Genomic DNA, 16726 nt, shown 5'->3' with positions numbered 1-16726 from the left:
GCCCGGGAGTGGGCGGCCAGGCGGTACGCGACTTTGCGCGGGGTACTGGCGGACATCGTGCGGCGCTCCATCGAGCCCGGCGAGCTACGTTCGGGTCTGGACCCCAATGCCTTCGCCGCACTCGTTCTGGCTGTCGGCGAGGGAGCGGAGAACCAGTGGCTGCTGAGCCCGGGGGCCGTGGACTCAGTGGCGGTCACCCGCCAGCTGCGGTTGCTGTGCGATGCAGCCCGCCCCCGACCCCACGCCACCGGCCGCCGCGCGCCGGACGAGCCAGGCGAGCCAGGCGAGTCATGAGGAACTCGCCTGGCTCTACGGCTGCTCGCCTTGCCCCGAAACGGGGGCGGGGCCTCCATGCGCCGGAAGGGCGGTCCGCTGCGGGCGCGTTCGAGACCCATTGCCGAGGTGGTGAGCCAGCGTCGGCGGACAGGCGGTGATCCTGACACCGGGAGGCTGACTCCTGTGCCGGCCCGCTCATCCTCGGAGGGCGAGGAGATCTCCGCCTCGCCGGGCATACCGTGGCTAAAGACCGCATCAAAACGAAGCGGTGATCCACATCTCAGCGAGCGATTACTTGAAACCTCAGATACTGTCTCGTCAGGCATGGTCGTCCGCATCAGGCATTCCGATCCACGCACCGGGCTCCGTGTAGGGCGTCCTCCATGTCTCCACGATTGCGTGCAGGAGGCACCGATGAGCACTCTATCCTTCAAGGTCCTCGACCTGGACTTTCCCGCAGGCAGCAAGAACAAGACCGCCACCCTCGTCACCGGTGAGAGTGAGTCGCTGCTGGTGGACGCCGGCTTCACCCGTGCCGACGGCCACCGCCTGGCCGCCGCCGTCCTCGACTCGGGCAAGACGCTGACCACCGTTTTCGTGAGCCACGCGGACCCCGACTTCTACTTCGGGGCCGAGGTGATCGCCGACGCGTTCCCCGAGGCGCGGTTCGTCGCCACTCCGATCGTCATCGAGCACATCGCGCACTCCTACGAGGGCAAGCTCAAGGCCTGGGAAGCCCTGGGCCCCAACCTGCCCACCCGCTTGGTCACCATCGAGCCGCTGACCGATGACCTCACCCTGGAGGGCCACCGCTTCGAGCTCAGGGGCGGCCCGGCGGCGCTGCCCGATCGCCACTACCTGTGGCAGGCCGAGCACCGCGCCCTGCTCGGGGGCGTACTGCTCTTCCAGCGGGAGCACGTGTGGGTCGCCGACACCCCCACCGCCGAGGACCGTTCCGCCTGGATCATGCTGCTGGACGAGATGGCGGCGCTTCAGCCGGAACTGGTCGTGCCCGGCCACCGCCTCCCCGGCACCCCGGCCGACGCCTCCGCCATCACCGCCACCCGTGACTACCTGGTCGCCTTCGAGGAGGAGCTGGGCAAGGCCGCCGACGGTGCCGCGCTCACCGAGGCGCTGGTGGCCCGCTACCCGGACAACGGCATGCTGATCGCTGCCCAGATCGGCGCGAAGGTCGCCAAGGGCGAGATGAAGTGGGGCTGATCATGAGCGAGTTCACCACCTCCACCGCCCCCGCGGACGTCGTACGGCGCCAGTACCTGGCCTCCGCGGCCGGTGACCTGGAGGCCCTGCGTGCCACCCTCGCCCCCGACGTGGAGTGGACGGAGATGGCCGGCTTCCCGCTCGCCGGCACCTACCGCACCCCCACTGGAGTGACCTCGAACGTCATGGAGCAACTGGGCAAGGAGTGGGACGACTGGACCGCCCACGACGACACCTACGTCGTCGACGGCGAGAACGTCGTCGTCCTCGCCCGCTACACCGCCACCCACAAGGCCACCGGCAAGCCGATCGCCGTCCGGGTCGCCCACCACTTCGTCGTCCGCGGCGGACTGATCGTCCGCTTCGAGCAGTTCGTCGACACCGCGCTCGTGCGCGACGCCATGACCGCCTGATCCGTCCCGTACCCCCGAATGCCAGGAGATCCCATGTCCGCAGCCGACAACAAGGCGCTCGTCCTCGCCTTCTACGAGCAGGCGTTCAACGAATACCAGCCGGAGCAGGCCGCAACCGCGCACCTCGGTGAGAGCTACATCCAGCACAATCCGGAGGCACAGGACGGCCCCGACGCCTTCGTCGGCTACGTCCACTGGCTGCGCGGTCAGTTCCCGGAACTCCGCCTGGACATCAAGCGGGCCATCGCCGAGGGGGACCTCGTGGTCACCCACAGCAACCTGCACCTCAAGCCCGGTGACCGTGGCATGGCCGTCGCGGACTTCTGGCGGGTCGTGGACGGCAGGATCGTCGAACACTGGGACGTGATCCAGGAAGTGCCCGAGAACAGTGCCAACGACAACACCATGTTCTGACTTCCACGGTGGCGCGTCGGTCAGGTGACTCGCCGCACTCTCGCGCGGCACGACCGACCGCCGCCGGGCCACTGTCCGTGGAGGACGCGTTGGCTGACGCAAGAACCGCCCCGGCGATGCCACCCCCTCCTCACACTGGTTAGTGATCGACCTCCACCTCGCCGCTGTCGGCGCGGTGGGGTACTCGCGTTCCTGCTGATCCGCAGTTCGTGGGCCCGCGCCCGCCGCGCTCACAAGGGGCCGGACGGCATCCGCTTCATGAACACCTGCCCGGACGACACCCGGCACACCGCCGACCTTCAAGACCCCGCCTGTCATCTGACGCTGGAGGGTGTCGAATCGGCGGTCGTCCCGATCATGGACGCGCCCCCGACCCACGGTTCCGCGCCCCGGGGACTTCCTGAAACGGATGCCGCTGTCCTGCCGCGACCCGCGTCCGAGGACATTCCGTTGCGCCGCTGTTCCAGCGGCTTCCCGCCTACGAGTCCAGAGTCACGCGACACAACCACGCTTGACGGTTGCTTCATACAACAGCAGGATGGTGTCATGGCAGCACGGGACGAGCCCCTCGACACGATCCACGAGGCGATCATTCTGTTCTCCCGTAATGCCAGAGTGCGGGCGAACAATATGTACGACGAGCTGTCTTTCGTCGCCTACACGATGCTGTCGTACGTGGGCACCTTTCCCCAGCCGACCGCCTCCGACCTGGCGGAGCGGTACGGGCTGGAGAAATCGACCGTCAGCCGTCAGCTGTCCCGGCTGGAGGAAGACGGCCTGTTGCACCGGGTGGCGCATCCGTCGCGGTCCCGCACCAAGTTGCTGCAGCTCACCGATACCGGTCGCGCTCGCCTCGCCCGCGTCAGGCAGTACCAGCGCAAGGGCCTCGATGAGCGGCTCGGACGGTGGCCGGACGAAGACGTCGAGACGTTCAGCCGCCTGCTGTGGCGGTTCGTCACGGAACTCGACTGACGTCCGGGCAGTACCCGCCCCGCGGGCAGCGCCAGACCATCAGCAGCGGTTGACACACGAGGACGGACGGAGACCGGCATGCGACTCGGCGTGGACGTGCACATCCACCGGCTCCCTTCATGCCGAGGCCGGGCAGGGCTCGCCCCGGCGCCGGGGCGGCGGTGAGGTCTGTGCTGTACGCCGAGCAGCTTCGCCCCGGGGCCGTGTTCGACCTGGGCACCGCGAAGATCTCCAAGGAGGAGATCCTCGAGTTCGGCCGTCGCTTCGATCCGCTGCCCCTGCACACGGACGAGGACGCGGCGGCCGCCGGCCGCTTCGGTGGCCTCATCGCCAGCGGCTTCCACACCATGGCCGTCCTGCAACGCCTCACGGTGGACGCGGTGTTCTCACGCGCCGCCCTCATCGCCGGCCGGGAGATCAGCTCCGTGCACATGCGGGCGCCGGTCCGTCCCGGGGACGTACTGCACGGCTCGATGAAAATCGCGGAGGTGCGTCCCCGCGACGATGGCACCGCCATCGTCCACAGCCGAGGCACCCTGACGAACGACACCGGAACCGTCGTCCTGGAGATCCAGGGAGCGACTCTCTGGGAACACCGTCCTCCACCGGCCGGACGTGCGAGCGGCGGCTGAAGACAGCCGCCGCGGCGGCTCCTGCGGTGGCCGGCTCGGGCAACCCTTCACGCAGGGGAGCCGAGGTGAGGAGCCGACGAAGCGTCAGCCGGCGAGCGTGGCGATCTCGTCGGGTTCGAGCCACGTCGCGTGGACACCGAACGGAACACGCTGGGGCAGGTGCAGACGGGCGAGTTCCTGCATGTCCTTGGCGTCTATGACGATGAGTTCCGCGCGGTGGTCGTCCATGAGCAGGTCGACCAGGTACCCGTCGTCCTCACTCGTGGCGGACGGCTTGCGCACGAACAGAGCCTCGCCGCCGTACATGTCGCCGTAGTCGAGATAGGCGACTTCCTTCTCGTCGATCAGGTCGTACTTGAGGACGCCCTTGCCCATGTACCCGTCGCCGTGCTCATCGAGCAGGTAGCAGTAGCGGCTTGGCCTGCCGACGTAGCCCAGGTTGAGGCTGGGCCGCTCGTAGCCGTGGTCGATCAGCAGCCGGTCGTCGGTCGTCTCACCACTGTCCAGGTTCAGCACCCAGGTCCTGACCTGGGCCGGCGGCTCCTCCGGAGTGTGGATCGGCACGCTCGACGGGTAGGACGGGAAGGCCGGGGAGTAAAGCACTATCTCGGTGGACCCGTCGCCGGCCGTGCGCTCCCAGGCGTTGATGACGTGCCAGACCATGCCGATCTGCTCGGTGGTGAACCAGCGCACCCCGGTGTCAGGCCCGAATTCCCTGGGGATGACGCCCCAACGCATCCGGTAGTCCCGGTCGTAACGAAAGACACTGCCTTCCGGGCCGGCCAGGCCCTTGGCGTCGCGGCGGACGGAACTGTCGGGGAAGACCATGTAGTGCTCTGTGAGAAAGAAGTCGTGCAGCCACCCCATCTCTCCCCCCGTCTCCTCCGTCTGCTGGTGCACGGCCGCCTGCGCCGCAAGCTCGCCCTTGCTGATCAGACCCGCGATGATCTGTCCGGACGGCTCGACGCTGATGTTGTAGACGTCACCGTTGTCGGGGTTGACGCGCGGGTGCGCCGAGAACGGACCCTCCCACTCTCCCGACCACGTCTCGTGGTTGCCGGAACCGTCCAGGACGAGCCGGCCGTCCTCGACGCGGGCATCGAGGACGAACGCGTAGCCCGTCTCCTGAAGGCAGTACAGCCGTCCGTGGTGGTACCGGATGGAGGTCGAACCCGGAGTCCTCTCGTAGTTGTCCAGGTTCGGGATCAGTCCGCGTCGGATCTTCTCCTCGGTGAGGAGGATCCGATCGAGGCCCGACTTGCCGGAGGTCATGTCGGAGAAGTCCGGGTAGATCTCCCGGCCCGCCGCGCGCTCGGCCTCGAAGCGGGGCGTGCGGACATACGTGTTGGAGTAGGTCGCCGCGCCTCCGGTGATCTGGATCTGGTGGATCATTCCGGCTCCGGAGAAGGCGTGGAGCCGGACATGACTGTCGTCGAACTGGACGTTGGTGCCGTTGCGCAGGTAGACACCCTCCAGGTCGACAGGCAGCTCTCCGCTGACACGAACGGGGGCGTGGGTGAGCTCCTGGCGCACGGGCCGGTAGCCGGGAACGTTGTAGACGGAGTCCCGGTTGTAGTTCACCAGGTCGAGCGCGGCATCGATACGACGCTCTTCCTCGTCGATCTCAGCGGCGGACAGAGCGGAGTAGTCAGTACTCACGAGAGCACTCCTTTCTCAGGGCATGCGTGCGGGCGCGGCCCCGTGCAGGATCAAACTGGGTAGGGGCAGTGGCTGACCGTGCGGCCAGCCGATCTCAGTGACGAGACGCCAGAAAAAGCGGCTGAACGCCGTGACGCCGTCGTCGGACCACTCGCCGAGTCGCTCCTCCAGCCGCTTGTGCTGGAAACCCCTGATCTCCGACAAGCGGTGATCTCCGACAAGGGGGGCGCGGCCGGTGTCGGTGGGCTGGAGCAACTCGGTCCCGGGCTGCGCCGGGTCGGGGATTCGGTGCAGCGAGCCGCTGCCCTCCCCGTCTTTCCCTCACAGCTTGGAGTTGCGGGAGAACAAGGTGCCGCCTGATGCCTCATGTCGAGAGGCATCGCCTTGCGTTGCGATGGCACATATCATGGAGTTGTATTAAGCAACTGTCAAGGTTGTACGACGCAACTCATTGAGTCGGTGTCAGGGCCATGGGGCATTCACGATCACCGGGCGCCTCACGCCGCATCAGGTAAGGGCCCCCACCGAGGAGATCCCAGATGAGCTCGAACGAGCTGACGTACCATCTGCCGCTGCCCGTCGACGGGCCGCTGGACCCGCCGCCCGCCTGGGAGGAACTGCGCCGGCAGTGCCCGGTCGCCCATGTGACACTGCCCAGCGGCGACACGGCGACCTATCTGACCCGCTACACGACGAGATCAAGAAAGTGCTGAACGATGCGCGCTTCGACCGGCCGACCTCCGACGACGCCGCCCGGCTCGGCACCGACGGTGTGAGCGGAGCAGCCGGCGAAGGTTCGTCCCAGGGCGGCTACGAGGTGAGCACCCCTGCGAGAGGACAGGCCCACCGGGATTGGCGAAGACTGGGTCGGCAAGTACTTCACAGCCAAGCGCATGGCTGCACTGCGCCCCGGCATGGAGCAGATGGCGGAGCGTTTCATCGACGAGATGATTGAGCGCGGCGGCCCCGTGGACATCAAGGCCGCACTGGGTTTCCCGCTGCCGGTCTACGTGATCTGCAACCTGCTCGGTGCCCGGGCCGAGGACCGAGACCTCTTCTCCCACTGGTCGGACGCGTTCCTGAACGTCGACCGCTTCACCGAGGAGGAGCTGCGGACCGCACGTCGCGAGTTCACCGCCTAAATGTCCCGAGTGATCGAGGACAAGCGGGCCGAGCCGGGCGACGACGTGATCAGCATGCTGATCGAGGAAAGCCGAGCGGAGGGTGAGGGGCTGTCCAACGACGTGCTGCTGGCCTCGGCGTTGGCGCTGTTGGTCGCCGGGCACGAGACCACCGTGAACATGATCGGCAAGATGGTCGCCATGCTGCTGGCCGGCCGCACGCGGTGGGAGAGCCTGCTGGCCGACCCCTCGCTGGCGCGCAGCGCGGTCGAGGAAGTGCTGCGCTGCGACACCAACCTCTCCGGCTTCGGTATCCAGCGCTTCATCACTGAGGGCATCGATGTCGACGGTGAGCGGCTGCCCCGCGGCACCACCGTGCTGTGCGCCATCTCCGCCGGCAACCGCGACGAGAAGGTCCTCGCCGCCTCGGAGCGGATGGACCTCACCCGCAGCCCGAACCCGCATCTGACCTTCGGCGCGGGCGCCCACTCCTGTCTGGGCCAGGCCCTGGCCCGTACCGAACTGCTGGTCGTCCTGGAGGTGTTGCTGCGCATGCTGCCGACCCTCCGTCTGGCGGTGCCCGTCGACGAGCTGCGGAGCGTGGACGGGCTGATCGTCAGTGGCTTGGAAGGGGTCATCGTGAGCTGGTGACCCGCCACGAGGGCATCCTCGTGCCGCACGAGACAGCGACGACCGACGACGAACACCCCAGAGGAGAGGCAGAGGCCGTGAAGGTCACCATCGACGAGGACAAGTGCTGCGGTGCCGGGCAGTGCGTACTGATCGCCCCCGAGGTCTTCGACCAGCGGGACGACGATGGCATCGTCATCCTGCTGGACCCGGAACCCGCCCAGGACCAGCACCCCGTCGTCCGGGAAGCGGCGGCGGTCTGCCCCGCCGCAGCCATCACGCTCCATGACGACAATGTATGACCGGTAACGGAGCCTTCGATGGCCGAGGACGCACATCGTTTCCAGCCGTCGAAGGCTCCGCCCGTCTCGGTCAAGGCGTGCTCTGGTGCACGACGCCGCTCGGCACGATCGCGGCGACGGTTTGACGAGCGACCGAGCATGGCTGGTGGGCCAAAGCCGTTCCCCGTCGAGTGAGGCGAGGGCGCCGTCGGCTCCGAAGGTGATCACGACGAGCCGTGTTCCGACGGCACGCCAGGTATCGCACGCGCATTCGGGTGGTATCCGGCAGCAGCAGCTCCAGGCCGTCCTCGCTGAGCCGCGGGAAACGCCCCTCAGTACTTGATGACGACGTTCAGCGCGCTGTTGACGTCATGCGCGGTCTCGATCGCCCTGACGATGTCGGCCTGCTGGAATTCGTGAGTGATGATGGATTCGATGTCGAACGTCCCGGACTCCATGATCTGCATGACGGTGTGGACGTCTTCGGGCTGGTAGCCGCCCGAGCCGATGACGCTGTGCTGTGAGTACGCCAGCTTCGCCAGGTCGATGGGGCGCGGGGTCTGGTGGACGCCGACCACGACCATCCGGCTGAACACCTTGCCCATCGACAGGTAGGTGTCGACCGGCGCGCCGGCCCCGGTTGCCTCGATGAAGATGTCGATGTCGGCGGTGGAACCCGAGATCGTGCGCGCCGGCCCGAAGACCTCGGCGGACTTGGCCGCCAGGTCCTGTGTGCCGGAGTTGCAGGTTTCGAATCCCAGCTCGGCCGCCTTCCGCAGGCGGAAGTCGGACAGGTCGGCCAGCATGACCGTGGCGCAGCCGAAGTGCTTGAGCGCGATGGCGGCGGCGATGCCGATCGTGCCGGCGCCGAAGACGAGCGCGTTCTCGCCCTTCTTCGGGCCCGCGCGGCGGGCGGCGTGGGTGGCGACGGTGAACGGTTCGATGAGGCCGGCGGTCTTCGTGGTGATCTTGTCACTGACCGGGTGGACCTGCTTACCGACCTCGCAGTCGGGAACCAGGATGTACTCGGAGAAGCCGCCCAGGGTGCCCGCCCGGGAGGAGTCTCCCGCGGCGAGCACCGGATAGGGGTAGACCCGGTCGCCGACCTCGAGGCCGGTGACGTTCTTGCCCTTGGCCGCCACCTCGGAGACCATCTCGTGCCCGAACTCACTGCCCGGCGTGATCCGGTGGGCTCGGGGTCCGTGGTGGTAGGCGGAGACGTCGGATCCGCACACGCTCGCGTACAGGTTCTTCAGCAGGACGTCGTTGTCTCCGCATGCCGGGGTCTCCAGCTCGACGATCGTCACGTCCTTCGGGCCGTTGTAGACGGCTGCCTTCATGGTGTTCTTCTCCGGGGTTGTTGATTCGGGTGCTTGACCGGTGCTCGTTGCCGGCTACTGGGCGGCGTGGGCGTGGCGGGCCCGGTTCTCCCTGCGGTACTTGACGATCAGGCCGATGCCCGCCTTGACCGAGACCAGGCCCATGCCGATGACGGCGCCGAGGGCTTGGGTGCCGTCGGCGACAAAGGGGATGACGGCGGTGGCGACCAGGTTGAACAGGAACAGAAACCACAGCACGGGCTTGGAGGTGATGAACGCCTTCACGGAAATCCTTCGGGACGATGAGCGGTTGACTGCCGGATACAACGATTCCGTGAGGCGCTCGCCGCCGCGAGGGAGACCACTCCCGAATCGATGGTGTAGCAGGCTCCACCATCGGCGGTTTCCTCGGCGGGCTCGGGGCCTCACCGGACGGCCGGTCCGAGGGGTGGCCGCCCGCGGATGGGCACGTTCAGATGCTCCCGAACCCCCTCAGCTCTACCGCGTCATCGACCAGAACGGGGCAGCCTCTGCAGAGCGGTATGTGAATCCGCTGCGCCCAGGTTGGAGCGCCGTCCAACGCTAGGAACAGGCCGACAAAAGACGGAGGCGCGGAAACACAGCGCCTCGGTCTGCCCAGCACACGGACGGACACATCCAAGCCGTGTACGCCCTTGGCGGTGACGAGGCGTTCACCCTGGCCGAGCCGGCCGCGTAGGTGTCCGAGACCACCGTCCGGGCCATCGTCCGCAACGACCTGCCCGCCGACGAGTACACCCGGCGCCTGTCCGGGGCGGGCGAGCCGGAACCCCTCGCCCAGGTGCTCGCCGACTGCGACCTCGGCCTGGCCCGCGGCGCACTGCCCGCCGACACCGGCGACCTCGCCGCCCCCGTCGAGGCCATCGCCGCCGCGATCAGGTCGGCAACGCCTGCCATCGTGACGGCCTCCGGCGCCGTGAGTGACGGCGGCGCGACCGAGACCGGCCTCGTTACACCGGGCCGACTTCCTGGAGCCGGGCTGTGTGGTGGCTTGTGTCCGGGGGCGCGGTCGATACTTGGCGGTGCGGGAGAGCATGGCCCCGCGGTGGACGAGATCCGGTGTCGGTTGCCGGGTGGGACAACGATCAGTCGTCCAGGCAAGCCTGGATCATGCGATCGAGACGACGTCTGACATTCATGTCCTCTTCGGAACCGGAGCTCTCGTCTCGCTGCTCTCCAACGAGAGCTCCGGTTCCGAAGAGGCCGAATCCCATGATCAGTGACTCGAGCAGGCGGATCTTGATCTCGATGTCGGCGTCACCTTCGAGGAGGCGGCGAAGGGGCTCGCGGACCCGTTTCTCCAGCTCGCGGCGGAACAGGACCCCGTCGTCCAGGTCGATGGACCGTACCAGTGCCAGCGCGGGATTCCTCGCGTCGGCGTCCTTCCAGAAGTCCACGATCCCTTCGGCGAGGGTCTCACGCCTGTCCGTCTCTCCCCACTCTCTCCATTCGAAGCCTGTGCGGACCTGGGCCGCCACTAGTTCGAACAGTGCGCGTTTGGAGACGAAGTACCGGTTGACCAGGGCCGGCGTGACACCGGCGTCGTCAGCGATGTCCTGCAGGGTCACATGGGCAAAGCCGCGCTCTGCGAAACGCCGTGACGCCGCGCGCAGAATGTCGTCGCGCGTCGCCGCGGAGTCTTTGACGCGTTGGGTGTCGCGCCCCTTCGAACGAGTCGCACGCGTTGCCCGCTTCCTGTCTGGTGCACCGGCCTCGCCCATGTCGACGAGTCTGCCACATTGGTGATCGCCGTCCGGATGAGAGCGGACGCCGATGATCTGACCGTCCAACATGTCCCTCGCTCTCGTCGGCCTTGTTGCGGACATGCCTTAAGCGGAGGAGGAGAGGGCTCGCTGCGCAAGCCCGCGGGACAGCGCACGCAGGTCGGTGGACGGATCGGCGAGCACCTCGGCGGAGACCGGCGCACCCGAGTCGACGAGGGCCCTTGCCGCCCGCACCGCCTTCGCCTCGTCGAGTCCGGCCACGGCTACGACGCGGTCCTCACGGAGCCAGAAGGCGAGGAAACGTTCGGGCGTCGCCTGCTCCCGTAGAACCACGCGGTCTTGCGGTCGGGCTCTGCCGAACATCTGAAGGGACTTGCCGTACTGGTCGGTCCAGAAGTACGGGACCGCCGTGTTGACGGTCGGCCTACCCGCCATGGAGGCACCCACGGCGGCTCCGTGGCGCATGGCCACGTCCCAGTGTTCGATCCGGCCGCGGGTTCCGACACCGGGATGGATCTGGCTCGCCACGTCACCGGCCGACCACAGCCAGGGGTGATCGGTCCGTCCGTGTCCGTCGACCACGACCCCGTCCCTGCAGGTGGCGCCCGCTTCGCGTGCGACCTGGTCGTTGGCGACCACGCCGATGCCCACGATCACGGTGGCGGCCGGGAGGCGCCGGCCTCCGGTGAAGACGACCTCCTGCACGGCCTGGGAGCCGAGGAAGCGTCGCACGCTCTGGTGTGTGACGACGCGGACGCCGTGCTCCTGGTGCAACCGGGTCATCAGTCGGGCGACCGAGGGGCCCAACGGGCCGTGGAGCGGAAGTTCTCCGGCTTCGACAACCGTCACCTCGGCGCCCATGGTCCGCGCCACCGCGGCGGCCTCCAGACCGATGAAGCCGCCGCCGACCACCACCAGCGGGCCGCCCCGTTCGAGGCTCGCGAAGACATGGCGGGCGTCGTCCGCCGTGCGCAGAGTGTGTACGTTGGCGAGTCCTTCGCCCGGGACGCCCAGGCGGCGGCAGGAGGCACCCGTGGTGAGCAGTACCCGGTCGGCGGGCAGGTCGGCCCCACTGTCGAGCACAACCCGGTGCCGGTCGTCGTCCAGGCGCCTGACCCGGGCGCCGAGGGCGAGATCGATGTCGTGCTCGGCGTAGTAGCCGTCCGGGAAGATGGGGCGCACGGCCTTCTCCGGATCCGCCACCTTGGAGAGCGCCGGCCGCTCGTAGGGAAGCAGCCGCTGGGCGTCGACCAGGGTGATGGTGCCGTCGAAGCCGTTCTCGCGCATGGCCGCGGCGGCCGACACCCCGGCGATGCTCGCGCCGACGATCACGTGGTGAATTTTGGGCATGGCTGTCCTCAGCATGAAGAAGGCGGTCCGGGGGTGGGCAGGCGGGAAGGCGGTCGCGGTCGGCTCACGACTCCGTCGGCCTGCGCGGAATGCCGAAGCTGCTGACGTCGATGACCGTGCCGGTCACGGTCGAGGACTCGTCGCGTGCGGCGAGGAGCACATACGCCCCCACGTAGTCCTCGGGACGGACGTCGAGATGCAGGGCGGTGGTGCTCTTGACGTACTCCCTGATCGGGATGGTGCTCTCGATGGACGTGGCGTCCAGGCCCATCGAGGCCGGCCCCCTCAGGTCCGTGGCCATGCCACCGGGGGCGACCGCGTTGACGCGGACCTCCGGGGCCAGCTCGTAGGCGAGTTGCCGGACCAGGCCCACTCCGGCGTGCTTGGACGCCACGTACAGGGGTCCGCCGCCGACCGGGTAGAAGGCGGCATTGGACAGGGTGCAGATGACGGATCCGCGGGACGTCGTCAGTGCCGGCAACGCCGCCTTCGCGCCGAGCACCAGTGCTTTCACGTTCACCGCGAAGAGCTCGTCGAAGCCGGCCTGGAGGTCGTCCGGATCGCTGTCGGCCAGCGACCGGCCGAAGTCCCACAGGCCCGCGTTGGCCACGAAGCTGTCGAGTCTTCCCTGCCGGGCGACGGCGGTCTCGCAGGCTCGGACGTTGTCCGCGTAGGAGGTGACGTCGCCAGTCACCGTGGTCACCAGGTCCCCGAGGTCCGCGGCGAGTTTCGCGAGCTTGGCCGCCGAGCGGTCCAAGGCTACGACGTGCGCGCCTTCGGCGGTGAACCGTTCGACGATGGCGCGTCCGAGGCCGGAACCGGCCCCGGTGACGACCGCGCAGATGCCGTCGAGCCGTCCCATGGTCATGCCTCCTTGACGAGGTAGTCGGCCGGCAGGGCCACGAAGACGACGCCGTCCACACAGGAGACGGGGTGCGTGGCCACGGGGCGGTAGGCCGGAGGCGAGAGGGCCTTGCCGGTGCGGAGGTCGAACTTGGCCATGTGCAGCGAGCATTCGACGGCGCACCCCTCGACCCAGCCGTCCGCGAGGGAGAACGTCTCGTGCGTGCAGGTGTCGTCGATGCAGAAGACCTCGCCCTCTGCGGCGAAAACGGAGGTGACGGGCACGGTGGCGAGCTTGAGACCTTCGTCCTCGGGCAGTTCGGCCACCGCGCACGCGCGAGTCCACTTCCGGTCCGGCAGTTCGGTCAGGGTGGGGGGAAGTGCGTTCTGGTACATGGCGCTCACAGGAAGATGCTGAGGCTGGGGGCGAGGAGAGTGGTCTGCTCCAGGACGATCTTGCGCGAGGCGATCCGGTACGGGTAGCCGGTGGCCGTGACGTCGGCGGGGCGCAGGACGTCGAAGCGTTCGCCGACGAACCAGTCCTGGTGGCGTTCGAGGCGGCTGCGGTAGACGTAGAAGTTGGCCGTGACGTCCAGTTCGTCGGAGTCCGCCCGGCGGGTGACGCGGACGTTGGTGATGAGCCGGCGGGTCCGGGACGGGGGTTCCTCGGACCAGGAGATGCCGGAGGTGTAGCGGCGGACGCGACCGCGAAGGTAGTACAGGGTGTCGTCGATGAGGGCGCTCTCGTCCTCGTCGGCGATCTCGCGGTGCCGCTCACGGTTGGTACGGGTCATCCGGGTGGGCGCCCAGTAGTGGACGTCCTCCGTGAACAGCTCGATCCAGTCGGTGTAGCGCTGCTGGTCGAGCAGTTCCGCCTCGGCATAGAGGAACTGCTCCACGTCGTGCTGCGTCTGCACGTCAATGGTGCGGAACGACGAGGTGGCGGGTTCAACGCGGTCGATGGTCGTCATCGCTGTCACACCTTGTCCGCGAGGGACCCGGAGGCCTCGCCTGCTCGGTCGGACTCCTGGATCTGCGCCCAGGACTTGCCGGTCACCAGGTCGTGCCAGCGGCGGTAGAAACCTCGGGCGGCGGTCTCGGCGTAGACGTCGTTCGACAGGCCCGGATAACCCTCGGCATCGCGCTCCTCGAAACCGAGGCCCATGCCGGTGTGAAAGCGGTTCTGCCGGGCCTTGAAGCCGCGCAGCACCTTCTGGACCTCGGTCCAGTTCTCGCCGTCGTCCGTCTCGAAGGAGCCCGCGGGGCCGAAGGTGACCTCCGAGAACCGCTTCATGTTCAATTTCACGCTCGGCGGCGCGTCCTTGGGGCGGTAGGCCCAGGCCCACACCTCGATCGAGCCGGGGCCGCGCGGGTGCCAGACCCGCATGATCTGCAGGCTGCTGTCGGTGAGCCAGGAGAAGTTGGGGAAGATCGTGTTGTGGTTGTGCACCTTGAGCACACGCTCCTCGCCCAGGCGGCGGACGATCTCCTCCTCCCTGCTCTGCAGCCACTCGTAGGTCTCCATGCGGTGCTCGTTCATCGGGGGTTCGGTGAGGAACGGGAAGGAGAAGCCGCCCGAGCCGTGCCCGTTGCCGGCGAACTGCCGTCCGGGCAGCTCCGGATCCTGGAAGGGGTTGTAGCCGTCCGGGTCCTCGACCAGGGCCAGCTGCGCCGAGGCGTGGGAGACGGGTGCGTGGTACATGTCGCTGGCGAACTGCTCGGCCGCGAACTTCCAGTTGCAGTCGATGACCCACTTGGTGGTGCCGGGGACCAGCTCCAGTCCGCCGTCGAACCGGTCGACGCAGGCGTCGAAGAACCACGCCATGTCGCCGAGGTACTCCTCGAACTCCGGCGTCTCCTCGGACCAGGTGCCGAAGTAGAAGCCCTTGTGGTTCGCGATACGGGGGACCTTGAGGGCGCCCCACTTCGACTTGTCGATCTGATTGTGGTAAGCCCGGTCCTCCAGTGGAACGTTGATCAGGTTACCCTCGAGGTCGTAGGCCCACCCGTGGTAGGTGCAGGTGAAGTTCTTGCTGGTGCCCGCGTCCGAGCGGCAGATCCGCATGCCGCGGTGACGGCACTGGTTGAGGAACGCCTTCACGGATCCGTCCCGCTGCCGGACGACGAGCACCGGGTCCTCTGCCATGTAGGTCTGGATGAAGCTGCCCGGCTTGGGCAGTTGGGATTCGTGGGCGAGGAAGAGCCAGCTGCGCCCGAAGACGTACTCCAGTTCGCGCTCGTACAGTTCCGGATCCGTGTAGATCCGCGGGTTGTTCCAGCCTCGGTCGGGGTCGACGAGGTTGTCGAAATCGATCATGGTGTCCCGTTCCCGTGACGATAATGACTCGTGCAAACCACAGCGTGCAGGTGCGTGGGAAGCTTTCCGACCGGTTCGTTCTGTGGTGCGGAACGCCTCTGCGATGGCTGTCAGTCAGTCGAGCGCGTTCTGTTCCGGTTGCTTCCGGGCTGGACCGAGGCACGGGCCACGGAACCTCACTGACACGGAATCGGTCAGACAGGCCCTGGCCCCTCCCCTGGTCGCTCGCTCGCCTGTTCGGCGGCTGGCTTAGTCTGATCGCCATGCGCGAGTCCCTGCGGCAGGCGTGGCGGGCCACCGTCCACCTCGCCATGGCCACGGCCCTGGCCTTCGGCACGATCCTCTTCATCACCGTGCTCCTGATCACCGCCGTCGCGACGGCGGCGGGAGTCGGTGCCTGGCTGCTACCCGAGACCGTGCTGCTGATCCGCCGGATCGCCGGTGCCAAACGGGCCATGGTGAGCGCGTGGACGGGGGAACCGGTCCCGGAGGCATACCAGCCGATCAGCGGCACACTGCGCGAGCGGCTGCGCATAGCCGTCCTGGATCCCGGCACCCTCGCCGACCTGCGCTGGATGGCCGCCCACTACCTGTACGGCGGCCTTCTCGTCGTCGCGCTGCCGCTGTGGCCCGTGGGACTGCTGGTGGATGGCGTACGGAGCGGGCCGCTGCGCCGCGAGCCGGTCGTGCTGCCGCTGGTCGTGCGGCTCGCCGACCTGGAGGCCCGCTGGTCCGCCGCCCTGCTCAAGCCCTCCCCGAAGGCCCGGCTCGCCGAACGGGTCGAGGAACTGACCCAGACCCGGGCCGGCGCCATCGCCGCGCACGAAGCCGAGCTGCGCCGCATCGAGCGGGACCTGCACGACGGCACACAGGCCCGTCTGGTGTCCCTGTCCATGCGCATCGGGCTCGCCAAGCGCGCCTACGACACGGACCCCGAGGCCGCGCGACGGCTCTTGACGGACGCGCAGGAGCAGGCCGAGCACGCGCTGACCGAACTGCGGCTCGTCGTCCGAGGTATTCACCCGCCGATCCTCACCGATCGCGGCCTGGCGGGCGCGGTGCGGGCCCTGGCGGCCAGCTGGGGGTCCCCCCGCTCACTGGAGTCCCCCCGCTCGAGCGAAGCCGAGGGAGAGCGAGAAGCCGAGGGTGGTGGAGCCCTGGAGGTGACGGTCCGCGTGGAGGATCTGGAGCGCGACGGCCCGCGCGCCCCTGCGGCGGTGGAGGCCGCCGCGTACTTCGTGGTGGCCGAGGCGCTGACCAACGCCGCCAAGCACAGCGGCTCCCCGCGCGCGGACGTCCACCTCGCCCGCGTCCCCAAGGGGGTGCGGGTCACCGTACGCGACGAGGGCCGCGGCGGTGCCGAGGAGACCGACGGCACCGGGCTGCTCGGGATGCGGCGCCGCGTCGCCGCGCTGGACGGCACGGTGCGGGTGACCAGCCCCGTCGGGGGACCGACCATGATCGAAGTGGAGCTCCCGTGCGTATGGTGACCGGGACGAACGGAAGAGACAGGGA

Annotated in this window: 18 protein-coding genes and 3 pseudogenes; 10 read left to right on the top strand and 11 right to left on the bottom strand. The window is 68.2% G+C overall.

From position 1 onward, the window contains the following. Positions 1 to 15 precede the first annotated feature (15 nt). From AB0959_RS14655 to AB0959_RS14630, 6 genes and pseudogenes are all read left to right on the top strand, one after another. Positions 16 to 294: pseudogene (locus tag AB0959_RS14655) on the top strand (TetR family transcriptional regulator C-terminal domain-containing protein); the annotation flags it as partial. A gap of 396 nt (positions 295 to 690) precedes the next feature. Continuing rightward, complete coding sequence (locus tag AB0959_RS14650; RefSeq protein WP_366826757.1) at positions 691 to 1497, top strand: MBL fold metallo-hydrolase; 807 nt, start codon at positions 691 to 693, stop codon at positions 1495 to 1497. A gap of 2 nt (positions 1498 to 1499) precedes the next feature. Continuing rightward, positions 1500 to 1910 (top strand): nuclear transport factor 2 family protein, encoded by a 411-nt coding sequence (locus AB0959_RS14645; RefSeq protein ID WP_366826756.1) that lies wholly within the window; start codon positions 1500 to 1502, stop codon positions 1908 to 1910. A gap of 33 nt (positions 1911 to 1943) precedes the next feature. Next, complete coding sequence (locus AB0959_RS14640; RefSeq protein ID WP_366826755.1) at positions 1944 to 2324, top strand: nuclear transport factor 2 family protein; 381 nt, start codon at positions 1944 to 1946, stop codon at positions 2322 to 2324. A gap of 258 nt (positions 2325 to 2582) precedes the next feature. Beyond that, the gene (locus AB0959_RS14635) at positions 2583 to 3296 is read left to right on the top strand and encodes a MarR family winged helix-turn-helix transcriptional regulator (RefSeq protein ID WP_366826754.1); all 714 of its coding nucleotides are present in this window, start codon (positions 2583 to 2585) and stop codon (positions 3294 to 3296) included. 161 nt (positions 3297 to 3457) lie between these two features. Beyond that, positions 3458 to 3928: a MaoC/PaaZ C-terminal domain-containing protein gene (locus AB0959_RS14630; RefSeq protein WP_366826753.1), complete on the top strand. Its 471-nt coding sequence runs from the start codon at positions 3458 to 3460 to the stop codon at positions 3926 to 3928. Positions 3929 to 4012: 84 nt separating this feature from the next. Here the strand turns inward: AB0959_RS14630 and AB0959_RS14625 are convergent, their stop codons facing one another. Both AB0959_RS14625 and AB0959_RS14620 read right to left on the bottom strand, forming a co-directional pair. Further along, entirely contained in the window at positions 4013 to 5587 is a 1575-nt protein-coding gene (locus tag AB0959_RS14625; protein WP_366826752.1) for a carotenoid oxygenase family protein, read from the bottom strand. Between the two features lie 15 nt (positions 5588 to 5602). Next, entirely contained in the window at positions 5603 to 5791 is a 189-nt protein-coding gene (locus tag AB0959_RS14620) for a hypothetical protein (RefSeq protein ID WP_366826751.1), read from the bottom strand. A 335-nt stretch (positions 5792 to 6126) separates the two neighbouring features. On the opposite strand from AB0959_RS14620, the pseudogene AB0959_RS14615 reads away from it, so the two are divergent. Together AB0959_RS14615 and AB0959_RS14610 are read left to right on the top strand one after the other, a co-directional pair. Then, positions 6127 to 7359: pseudogene (locus AB0959_RS14615) on the top strand (cytochrome P450). Between the two features lie 77 nt (positions 7360 to 7436). Beyond that, the gene (locus AB0959_RS14610) at positions 7437 to 7640 is read left to right on the top strand and encodes a ferredoxin (protein WP_366826869.1); all 204 of its coding nucleotides are present in this window, start codon (positions 7437 to 7439) and stop codon (positions 7638 to 7640) included. Between the two features lie 153 nt (positions 7641 to 7793). Here AB0959_RS14610 and AB0959_RS14605 read toward each other — a convergent pair. The 3 genes and pseudogenes from AB0959_RS14605 to AB0959_RS14595 form a co-directional block, all read right to left on the bottom strand. Then, positions 7794 to 7938: pseudogene (locus AB0959_RS14605) on the bottom strand (carbohydrate kinase); the annotation flags it as partial. Between the two features lie 13 nt (positions 7939 to 7951). After that, on the bottom strand, positions 7952 to 8959 hold the full coding sequence (locus AB0959_RS14600; RefSeq protein ID WP_366826750.1) for a zinc-binding dehydrogenase: 1008 nt from the start codon (positions 8957 to 8959) through the stop codon (positions 7952 to 7954). A 54-nt stretch (positions 8960 to 9013) separates the two neighbouring features. After that, positions 9014 to 9223 (bottom strand): hypothetical protein, encoded by a 210-nt coding sequence (locus tag AB0959_RS14595; RefSeq protein ID WP_366826749.1) that lies wholly within the window; start codon positions 9221 to 9223, stop codon positions 9014 to 9016. A 433-nt stretch (positions 9224 to 9656) separates the two neighbouring features. Here AB0959_RS14595 and AB0959_RS14590 point away from each other — a divergent pair, with 433 nt between their 5' ends. Beyond that, positions 9657 to 10109, top strand: coding sequence for a hypothetical protein (locus AB0959_RS14590; RefSeq protein ID WP_366826748.1), 453 nt, complete (start codon positions 9657 to 9659; stop codon positions 10107 to 10109). On the opposite strand, the gene AB0959_RS14585 is transcribed toward AB0959_RS14590, so the two are convergent. The 6 genes from AB0959_RS14585 to AB0959_RS14560 all read right to left on the bottom strand — a co-directional run bounded on the left by AB0959_RS14585 (position 10063) and on the right by AB0959_RS14560 (position 15211). Next, positions 10063 to 10770, bottom strand: coding sequence for a TetR family transcriptional regulator (locus tag AB0959_RS14585; protein WP_366826747.1), 708 nt, complete (start codon positions 10768 to 10770; stop codon positions 10063 to 10065). The two genes, AB0959_RS14590 and AB0959_RS14585, sit on opposite strands and share 47 nt — an antisense overlap. A 36-nt stretch (positions 10771 to 10806) precedes the next feature. Next, positions 10807 to 12051, bottom strand: coding sequence for an FAD-dependent oxidoreductase (locus AB0959_RS14580; protein WP_366826746.1), 1245 nt, complete (start codon positions 12049 to 12051; stop codon positions 10807 to 10809). Positions 12052 to 12115: 64 nt separating this feature from the next. Continuing rightward, a complete protein-coding gene (hcaB, locus tag AB0959_RS14575; RefSeq protein ID WP_366826745.1) occupies positions 12116 to 12919 on the bottom strand; it encodes a 3-(cis-5,6-dihydroxycyclohexa-1,3-dien-1-yl)propanoate dehydrogenase in 804 nt (267 codons plus the stop codon). Continuing rightward, the gene (locus AB0959_RS14570) at positions 12916 to 13290 is read right to left on the bottom strand and encodes a bifunctional 3-phenylpropionate/cinnamic acid dioxygenase ferredoxin subunit (protein ID WP_366826868.1); all 375 of its coding nucleotides are present in this window, start codon (positions 13288 to 13290) and stop codon (positions 12916 to 12918) included. The genes hcaB and AB0959_RS14570 overlap by 4 nt, the downstream gene beginning before the upstream one ends. Positions 13291 to 13295: 5 nt before the next feature. Further along, complete coding sequence (locus AB0959_RS14565) at positions 13296 to 13865, bottom strand: aromatic-ring-hydroxylating dioxygenase subunit beta (protein WP_366826744.1); 570 nt, start codon at positions 13863 to 13865, stop codon at positions 13296 to 13298. Positions 13866 to 13870: 5 nt separating this feature from the next. Next, positions 13871 to 15211: an aromatic ring-hydroxylating dioxygenase subunit alpha gene (locus AB0959_RS14560; RefSeq protein WP_366826743.1), complete on the bottom strand. Its 1341-nt coding sequence runs from the start codon at positions 15209 to 15211 to the stop codon at positions 13871 to 13873. A 263-nt stretch (positions 15212 to 15474) separates the two neighbouring features. Here AB0959_RS14560 and AB0959_RS14555 point away from each other — a divergent pair, with 263 nt between their 5' ends. Beyond that, positions 15475 to 16701 (top strand): histidine kinase, encoded by a 1227-nt coding sequence (locus AB0959_RS14555; protein ID WP_366826742.1) that lies wholly within the window; start codon positions 15475 to 15477, stop codon positions 16699 to 16701. The last annotated feature ends 25 nt before the right edge of the window (positions 16702 to 16726 follow it).

Origin of the sequence: Streptomyces sp. NPDC046862, from assembly GCF_040704615.1 — a bacterium.
In the GTDB taxonomy this organism is placed as follows: domain Bacteria; phylum Actinomycetota; class Actinomycetes; order Streptomycetales; family Streptomycetaceae; genus Streptomyces.
The sequence above is the reverse complement of the archived record's forward strand: the minus strand, read 5'-3'. Positions and strand labels throughout refer to the sequence as shown.

What these genes read in the sequence shown, in the direction of transcription:
- AB0959_RS14650 (WP_366826757.1), top strand. Translation starts at nt 691, where the DNA reads ATGAGCACTCTATCCTTCAAGGTCCTCGACCTGGACTTTCCCGCAGGC.
- AB0959_RS14645 (WP_366826756.1), top strand. Translation starts at nt 1,500, where the DNA reads ATGAGCGAGTTCACCACCTCCACCGCCCCCGCGGACGTCGTACGGCGC.
- AB0959_RS14640 (WP_366826755.1), top strand. Translation starts at nt 1,944, where the DNA reads ATGTCCGCAGCCGACAACAAGGCGCTCGTCCTCGCCTTCTACGAGCAG.
- AB0959_RS14635 (WP_366826754.1), top strand. Translation starts at nt 2,583, where the DNA reads ATGAACACCTGCCCGGACGACACCCGGCACACCGCCGACCTTCAAGAC.
- AB0959_RS14600 (WP_366826750.1), bottom strand. Translation starts at nt 8,959, where the DNA reads ATGAAGGCAGCCGTCTACAACGGCCCGAAGGACGTGACGATCGTCGAG.
- AB0959_RS14585 (WP_366826747.1), bottom strand. Translation starts at nt 10,770, where the DNA reads ATGTTGGACGGTCAGATCATCGGCGTCCGCTCTCATCCGGACGGCGAT.
- AB0959_RS14580 (WP_366826746.1), bottom strand. Translation starts at nt 12,051, where the DNA reads ATGCCCAAAATTCACCACGTGATCGTCGGCGCGAGCATCGCCGGGGTG.
- hcaB (WP_366826745.1), bottom strand. Translation starts at nt 12,919, where the DNA reads ATGACCATGGGACGGCTCGACGGCATCTGCGCGGTCGTCACCGGGGCC.
- AB0959_RS14570 (WP_366826868.1), bottom strand. Translation starts at nt 13,290, where the DNA reads ATGTACCAGAACGCACTTCCCCCCACCCTGACCGAACTGCCGGACCGG.
- AB0959_RS14565 (WP_366826744.1), bottom strand. Translation starts at nt 13,865, where the DNA reads ATGACGACCATCGACCGCGTTGAACCCGCCACCTCGTCGTTCCGCACC.
- AB0959_RS14560 (WP_366826743.1), bottom strand. Translation starts at nt 15,211, where the DNA reads ATGATCGATTTCGACAACCTCGTCGACCCCGACCGAGGCTGGAACAAC.
- AB0959_RS14555 (WP_366826742.1), top strand. Translation starts at nt 15,475, where the DNA reads ATGCGCGAGTCCCTGCGGCAGGCGTGGCGGGCCACCGTCCACCTCGCC.